Source organism: Adhaeribacter terrigena (genome assembly GCF_016623615.1).
GTDB lineage: Bacteria > Bacteroidota > Bacteroidia > Cytophagales > Hymenobacteraceae > Adhaeribacter_A > Adhaeribacter_A terrigena.
In genome coordinates, this window is sequence record NZ_JAEHFX010000009.1 from 207,305 (window position 1) to 214,256 (window position 6,952).

Sequence of the window (6,952 nt, forward strand, 5' to 3'; positions counted from 1 at the left end):
AAAATCACATTAACAAAGCTTTGATTAAGATTTGTGCTTCAGAAATAGCTTACAACCTACTCAAACTCATAAAGATCCAGTCCGCTTTCCGAAAGCAAATAAACCAGGTCTTCGCCTACCAAAGCCTGCTTGTAATTTTGCACCGGCGGCACATCATAAACGCGCTCGGCAAAAGAATACAGGTTGAAAAAACGCAGCTTGCCGCCCGCTAAATAATACAATTCATCGCCCCGGAAACCAATGTAGGAAAGCTCCGGAAAAGGCAGCGTTTTCTTGTAATTGCCCAGGTTATCGAACACATAAATGCCGGTGGTCTTATCTACCACATACACCATATTCTGGTATTCGCGCATGTAACGGATATCGGCTTTTTTGCGGTCGAAAGTTAAATTAAGCGGCGTGGTGCTCACAATTTCGGAAGTGCGCGGATCGTATTTCAGCAGCGAAAATTCGCTTTCGTTGAAAAGCCAGACGCGTTCGTCGGCAGCGGTAGTAGCAACTTTTATCAGGCCATCGGTAATGTCGCGCAGGCGAATGGTGGCAATGTTGTTCAGGAAACGGTCCAGGAGAATGATCTTCTGCTGGTCGTCGTAGAAAAGCATCACTTTCATGGCGTTCCAGGCTTCAATGGTGCCAATGTTGCCGGTGCGTGGCGGGGAATAGGTATTGATCAATTGGCCGGCTCCGTTGAACTGGTGCACGTTATTTTTGCGGTCGGTGAGGTAAATATTATTCAGCCGGTCAATAGACATAGCTGCGGGCTGCGAAACATCCAGGTGCTGGCGCAAGGCAATGGATTGGGCATGGCTTTCCGGTGCATGAAAAAACGCTATGGAAAAAACGCAAAAAAGTAAAACCAGGGCGGCTTTACTTTTTTCCTCCGCTTTCGAAATGCTTAAGTTCCAGGTGCTTTCCATCATAAACGGCGTAAGAGCAATAATTGACCCATTCTCCCAGGTTTAAATAGCGGCTGTTTTCGCCAATTTTAATATCCAAAGGCAAATGCCTATGCCCGAAAACGTAATAATCGTGGTGTTCGCGGGCTTCGGTTTCTTTGCAGTAAATTACAAGCCACTCCTTATCTTCCCCGTGAAAAACCTCGTCTTCCTGGGTATTGCTGATGCGGCTGCGGCGGCTCCAGTAATTGGCCACGCCAATACCCAGATTCGGGTGAACACGCGCAAAAAGCCATTGCGAAACCGGGCTGCTGAAAACTTTCTTCAGTACTTTATACGTGTGGTCTTTCGGTCCTAAACCATCGCCGTGGCCAATATGGAATTTCTGATCGCCAAGCATAACCGAAACCGGTTTGCGCAGCACCGGAATATTGAGTTCCCGGGTAAAATAATCGAACATCCACATGTCGTGGTTGCCGGTAAAGAAATAAACCGGAATGCCTGCGTCCGTAATTTCGGCTAATTTGCCCTGGATCCGGATAAAGCCTTTCGGGATGGCATGGCGGTATTCAAACCAGAAATCGAAAATATCGCCTAACAGGAAAATGGCCTGCGCTTGGTCTTTAATTTCATCCAACCAACGCACGATCTTTTTTTCGCGGGCTAAACTGCTGGCCGCATCGGGCACACCCAAATGAAAATCGGAAGCAAAAAAGATCTTTTTGCCGGGCTCCAGTTTAATCTTCGATAAGGTCATCGATCAAAAATAATACGAGCTGTTTGGGGCCGTGTGCGCCCAGAACCAACGTTTTTTCAATATCGGCCGTGCGGCTCGGGCCGCTTACCAGACTCAGCATGGAAGGCAGTTTGGGGGCATATTTTTCCCGAACGCTTAACAAAGCTTCTTTAATATCGGGCACCAGTTGGCTGGTATAAGCTACCACCAGGTGCTTTTCCGGATAAATGCTCAGCCGTCTGCCACCGGCATTAGCCGAACTTATCAAAATGCTGCCGGTGCGGGCCAGCAAGGCTTCGCAGGTAGTTAAGCCAACTTCAGCGTGTTTCAGAAAGTCTTTTTCATCGCCGTTGAAGTTTATTCCGGCGCCGAAAAGTTGTTTTTTCAGGTGCGATTCCCAGACAAAAAGATGCTGGATATTATTTTCCTGTTTAAACTCGAAAAGCTGGTCGTAGAAATTTTCTTCCGATTCGCAGTAAATAAACTTGCCGCCGGTATGCAGGAAATTCTGCGCAAACACGATCGAAAGGTCTTCATCGGCCAGCGGCGGGTAAACCGTAGAATTGAAATCGGGGGTAGGAGGCACAAAAGGCGCTGACTTAGCCAGCGCCTCCCGTACTTTCCGTAATACAATATCCTTAGACCGTGCTTCGTACATTGTTTACTTTTTGAGTATTAAATGATAGCGTTTTTATTTATCGAACGAATACGTCTGCCCCGGTCTGATATTGGTGTCAGATCCCGGTTCATTAGCTGGATTATACCGGGAACCGGCTTCCGTATCAGGCGCTTTCGGGCCATTGCTCAGGTTGCCATCGGAAGGACCTTCGGTGGTATCTTCGTGTTCATTCTTATTCGAAAGCGGATGCGCTGTTTCCTGCTGTACTTCGCTCGCGGTTTTGCTGCGGTCGGTGCCGGCCGTGTGGGCCTGGTAAGCAGTTAACTTGGCAAACGGACGTGGGCCAACCAAACGCTCCAGATCGCTCTGGAACAGGATCTCTTTTTTCAGGAGTTCCTGGGCAACCAACTCCAGTTCATTCAGTTTCGAGCGGAGTAAAGCTTTCGTGTGTTCGTAAGCATTGCTGATAATGAGGCGAACTTCTTCGTCTATGGTCTGGGCAGTTGCTTCAGAATACGGTTTGTTGAAAGTCATGTCGCTTTGCTTCGAATCGTAGAAAGAAACGTTGCCGATCTTATCGTTCATACCATACATGGTTACAATGCTGTACGCCATTTTGGTAATGCGTTCCAGATCGCTCAGCGCACCGGTAGAAATTTTTCCGAAGATAATTTCTTCCGCGGCGCGGCCTCCAAGAGCCATGCACATTTCATCGATCAGCTGCTCGGTAGTGTACAGGAACTGCTCTTTTGGTAAATACTGGGCATAACCTAACGCAGCAATACCACGCGGCACAATGCTCACTTTTACTAACGGATCACAGTGCTCCAGGAACCAGCCGGTTATGGCGTGGCCGGCTTCGTGGTATGCTACAATGCCTTTTTCTTCCGGCGAAATGATCTTGTTCTTCTTCTCCAAACCACCGATCACACGGTCAATGGCATCGTTGAAGTCCTGCATTTCCACCGCTTTTTTGTTCCGGCGGGCCGCAATTAAAGCAGCTTCGTTACAAACGTTGGCAATTTCGGCACCGGCAAAACCAGGAGTCTGGGCTGCCAGTTTTTTCGCATCTACATCAGTAGATAACGTAAGCGGCTTTAAGTGTACATTAAAAATTTCAGTACGGCCGTTAATATCCGGTTTATCGATGGAAATCTGGCGGTCGAAACGGCCCGGACGCAGTAACGCAGAGTCAAGCGTATCCGGGCGGTTGGTGGCAGCCAGGATAATTACGCCGGAATCGGTAGAGAAACCGTCCATTTCCACGAGCAGAGAGTTCAGGGTATTTTCGCGTTCGTCGTTACCACCTGGCACTTGTCCGCGGCTACGGCTGCGGCCAATGGCATCGATCTCATCAATAAAGATGATACACGGCGCTTTGGCTTTGGCTTGTTTGAAAAGGTCGCGTACGCGGGCTGCACCCACGCCAACGAACATTTCTACGAAGTCGGAACCGGAAAGCGAGAAGAACGGTACATCGGCTTCGCCGGCAACGGCTTTGGCCAGTAAGGTTTTACCCGTGCCCGGAGGACCTACCAGTAATGCACCTTTCGGGATCTTACCGCCCAGAATGGTGAATTTGGTTGGGTTCTTCAGGAATTCTACAATTTCCTGGATCTCTTCTTTCGCTTCTTCTAAACCGGCTACGTCTTTGAACGTGATCTTTACCTTGTTTTCAGCATCGAAAAGAGCCGCTTTAGATTTGCCAATGTTGAAGATCTGGCCGCCCGGTCCGCCGCTGGAAACGCGGCGCATCATGAACCAGAAACCAACCATAAGCAGAATCAAAAAGCCCCAGCTGGTCAGGAAATCACCGAAACCGGTCCGTTTTTCCATGTTCAGGCTCAGCCACTCTTCGCGCGGTATTTTTTCTTTTTCCTGGAATTTCTCCAGGTCTTCCTTGAAAATTTCCGGCGAAATAATGGTGAAATGGTACTGCGCGCCCTGCTCTAAAGCAAAAGCCCCGCGGTTGGCCAGGTCATTCTTATATTTTTCGTTCTTCAACGCTTCATTTTTCAGCGTAACTTCCACCACTTTGTCGTTCACGATGTTGATGCGCTGCACGTCGCGGCTTTTAACCATGTCTTCGAACCGGCGCTGATCGATCTCAACGGTGGTGTTGCTGCGGTTAAAATACAGGATGCTGAAAATAAGCAGGGTTAACGCCGCTAAAACCCATATTTGCATGGTAGGTTTGGGAGGCGTGGTGGGAAGGTTGATCTTTTTCTTTTTGTTATTCGGGGTTTTATCTGCCATTGGAATTGTATCAGTTCTAAAAACTAAATGGGAACAGGTATGATTGCGTTTGTTTAGCTAATAACGCACAAAGCCGCCGATTATTAGTCTGCGATCTGCTTGATCTGCGCATCGCCCCAAAGCTCTTCCAGCGCATAGAACTGGCGTTTGTCTTTCAGGAAAATGTGGGCTACCACGCTTACGTAATCGAGCAGGATCCATTCTTTATTCAGGCGGCCTTCACTTTGCCACGGATCTTCCTGGGCAATTTTGTAAACCTCTTCTTCTATAGAACGGGCAATGGCATCGAGCTGGCTATCGGAGTTGGCCGAACAGATCACGAAGTAATCGGAAACGGCGTTTTTTAAGGATTTCAGATTAAGTACTACAATGTCAGTACCTTTTTTTTCCTGCATGCCTTTTACAATAAGGTCTGCCAAGATGTCCGATTCATCCTTAAGTTTGGATTGTGTCATTTCTGGTTGTTAAATTTGTTCTGTAAAATTAGCAAATTCTTTGGACAATATTTCGCCTCAAACGCGCTTTACGGGCAGGCAATTCGTTTTTTTGCCCGTATGTGCTTCTACCAATACGGTAGCGCAACAATTTTTAATCAAAAATGAAGCCACGGAGGGTTGTGTCATTCTTACGGAGAACCAGACGGCCGGCCGCGGGCAGCGCGGAAATAACTGGGAAGCAGGCACCGGACTGAACCTGACGCTTTCGGTAATCTATAAACCCGTATTTTTAGCCGCTTCCGATCAGTTCTTTTTGAATATGGCCGTTTCGCTGGGAGTTGCTGATTTGCTGAAACGGTTTTTACCCGCCGGGGTTCTGCTCAAATGGCCCAACGACCTTTATTTTCTGGAAAAAAAACTGGGCGGCATTCTCATCGAAAACAGCATCAGCGGTTCCACTTTGCAAAATTCCGTGATCGGCATTGGCCTGAACGTAAACCAGGTTGTTTTTGATAATCCTAACGCGGTTTCGATGAAGCAGATTACCGGGCAAAATTATGCGCTGAAAAATTTAACCGAAGTTTTACTTGAATGCCTGGAAAAACGGTATCTGGAATTGCAGCAAAAGTCGCGGCTCCAAATGCAGCAGGAATACTGGAACCAGCTTTTAGGTTTCGGCGAATTCCGGTTGTTTGAAGCAGCAGGAAAAATTATTCAGGGGAAAATTGTAGGCACCGACGAATACGGCCGCTTACAGCTGGAAACCGAAAAAGGCCTGCAAACCTTCGATCTCAAAGAAATCAAATTCCTGTTTTCCTGAAGCTTGAAAAACGCTATGGTTTTAGGGGTAAAAACTCTGCGGACATTTATTCTTTCGTTCGCAAAGTCATATTTACTTTTACCTGCACCGTTTCGGCAATGGTCTCGAAAAGCAGGCGCGGAATTCTAATGTTGTGGTTGGAGATCTTTACCGGAAACAGGGCCTCCAGTGTCAGCCGGTTTTTATCGGAAACAATTACCCCATGAATGGTTCTTTCCTGCGAAACGCCATGAATGGTCAGTTTTCCGACGGCCGTTACGGGGTAGGTTCCGGGAATGGAAAAATTAGTACTGTCCAGTAGTTTGCCGGTAAACGTGGCCCGCGGATATTTTTCGCTTTCCAGGTAACTTTCGTTGAAATGCTCCTGCATCAGGGCGCGTTCAAATTTAAAGCTTTCTATGGGAATGCTGAACGCAAAGGTGCGGTCTTCTAATCTTAACGCCCCGCCTAACTTTACCGAATGCGCTTCGATGTTCTGAATAAAGGCTTCGGAAAGAAAATAAACGTGGCCGTTATTGGCAGTATACGTTTGCGCCGCAACCGGAATGGCTGTTGCCAAAAATAAAACGGTATAGAAAATGCGCCAAAAAGTATGCATAGCAGGTAGCGGCCGAGGTTTTGAGTTGGTAGATGCTGCAATTATAAAAGAATATAAAAGTATAACCTAAACCGTTCTGCTAAGGATTTTATTAATCCGGTATAAAAAAAAGCTGCAACCCGATTTTAGAGGTTGCAGCTTTTTTACTCGGAAGTTTGTACTATAAAGATCATTTTCTAAAAGCGTTACTGCAATTACTGCACGACGATCTTCTGGTGGGTGATGGCTGAGCCGTTCTGCAGGGAGATCAAATAGATGCCCGGCTTTAAGTTATGCTGTTTCAGGTTCAGTTTCAGGGTCTGGGCGCCATTCAGGCTGCGGTCCAGGATCAGGCGGCCGTTCAGGTCCCGTACCTGCACCGTAGCGGTTTCGTTGCCGGCCAGGGCGCGTTCCAGTTTCAGGCTTACTTCACCGCCCGTTACCGGGTTCGGAAACACGGTCAGTTTCATTTCCGGGGCGCCTTTGCTTTCAATCACTACGATCTTGCTGTAAGCCGAAGTGCCGTCGTGGTCCACTTGTTTCAGGCGGTAGTAGTTCTTGCCCGCAGCAGGCTGGGTGTGGGTGAAGGCATATTTATGGGCCATGGCCGA

The 6,952-nt window shown here is 47.8% G+C and carries 8 protein-coding genes; 1 reads left to right on the forward strand and 7 read right to left on the reverse strand.

Annotation, left to right across the window (positions count from 1 at the left end; translation table 11 throughout):
• Positions 1-56: 56 nt before the first annotated feature.
• The 5 genes from I5M27_RS16265 to rsfS form a co-directional block, all read right to left on the reverse strand.
• The gene (locus tag I5M27_RS16265) at positions 57-917 is read right to left on the reverse strand and encodes a hypothetical protein (RefSeq protein ID WP_200507384.1); all 861 of its coding nucleotides are present in this window, start codon (positions 915-917) and stop codon (positions 57-59) included.
• Positions 868-1,653 carry a UDP-2,3-diacylglucosamine diphosphatase gene (locus I5M27_RS16270; RefSeq protein WP_200507385.1) on the reverse strand — a complete coding sequence of 262 codons (786 nt, stop codon included), beginning with the start codon at positions 1,651-1,653 and terminating at the stop codon, positions 868-870. The genes I5M27_RS16265 and I5M27_RS16270 overlap by 50 nt, the downstream gene beginning before the upstream one ends.
• On the reverse strand, positions 1,634-2,290 hold the full coding sequence (locus I5M27_RS16275; protein ID WP_200507386.1) for a LutC/YkgG family protein: 657 nt from the start codon (positions 2,288-2,290) through the stop codon (positions 1,634-1,636). The genes I5M27_RS16270 and I5M27_RS16275 overlap by 20 nt, the downstream gene beginning before the upstream one ends.
• 33 nt (positions 2,291-2,323) lie before the next feature.
• Positions 2,324-4,507 carry an ATP-dependent zinc metalloprotease FtsH gene (gene ftsH, locus I5M27_RS16280; RefSeq protein ID WP_200507387.1) on the reverse strand — a complete coding sequence of 728 codons (2,184 nt, stop codon included), beginning with the start codon at positions 4,505-4,507 and terminating at the stop codon, positions 2,324-2,326.
• A gap of 83 nt (positions 4,508-4,590) precedes the next feature.
• The gene (gene rsfS, locus I5M27_RS16285) at positions 4,591-4,962 is read right to left on the reverse strand and encodes a ribosome silencing factor (protein WP_200507388.1); all 372 of its coding nucleotides are present in this window, start codon (positions 4,960-4,962) and stop codon (positions 4,591-4,593) included.
• 40 nt (positions 4,963-5,002) lie between these two features.
• Between rsfS and I5M27_RS16290 the strand changes: the two genes are divergently transcribed.
• The gene (locus I5M27_RS16290) at positions 5,003-5,764 is read left to right on the forward strand and encodes a biotin--[acetyl-CoA-carboxylase] ligase (protein ID WP_234462559.1); all 762 of its coding nucleotides are present in this window, start codon (positions 5,003-5,005) and stop codon (positions 5,762-5,764) included.
• A gap of 46 nt (positions 5,765-5,810) precedes the next feature.
• On the opposite strand, the gene I5M27_RS16295 is transcribed toward I5M27_RS16290, so the two are convergent.
• Both I5M27_RS16295 and I5M27_RS16300 read right to left on the reverse strand, forming a co-directional pair.
• Positions 5,811-6,362, reverse strand: coding sequence for a YceI family protein (locus I5M27_RS16295; RefSeq protein WP_200507389.1), 552 nt, complete (start codon positions 6,360-6,362; stop codon positions 5,811-5,813).
• A gap of 194 nt (positions 6,363-6,556) precedes the next feature.
• On the reverse strand, positions 6,557-6,952 hold a 396-nt coding region (locus I5M27_RS16300), incomplete at its 5' end, for a T9SS type A sorting domain-containing protein (RefSeq protein ID WP_200507390.1).

Bases quoted from the DNA above. Each gene is read 5' to 3' on its own strand.
- I5M27_RS16265 (WP_200507384.1), bottom strand. From the start codon at position 917: ATGGAAAGCACCTGGAACTTAAGCATTTCGAAAGCGGAGGAAAAAAGT.
- rsfS (WP_200507388.1), bottom strand. From the start codon at position 4,962: ATGACACAATCCAAACTTAAGGATGAATCGGACATCTTGGCAGACCTT.
- ftsH (WP_200507387.1), bottom strand. From the start codon at position 4,507: ATGGCAGATAAAACCCCGAATAACAAAAAGAAAAAGATCAACCTTCCC.
- I5M27_RS16270 (WP_200507385.1), bottom strand. From the start codon at position 1,653: ATGACCTTATCGAAGATTAAACTGGAGCCCGGCAAAAAGATCTTTTTT.
- I5M27_RS16275 (WP_200507386.1), bottom strand. From the start codon at position 2,290: ATGTACGAAGCACGGTCTAAGGATATTGTATTACGGAAAGTACGGGAG.
- I5M27_RS16295 (WP_200507389.1), bottom strand. From the start codon at position 6,362: ATGCATACTTTTTGGCGCATTTTCTATACCGTTTTATTTTTGGCAACA.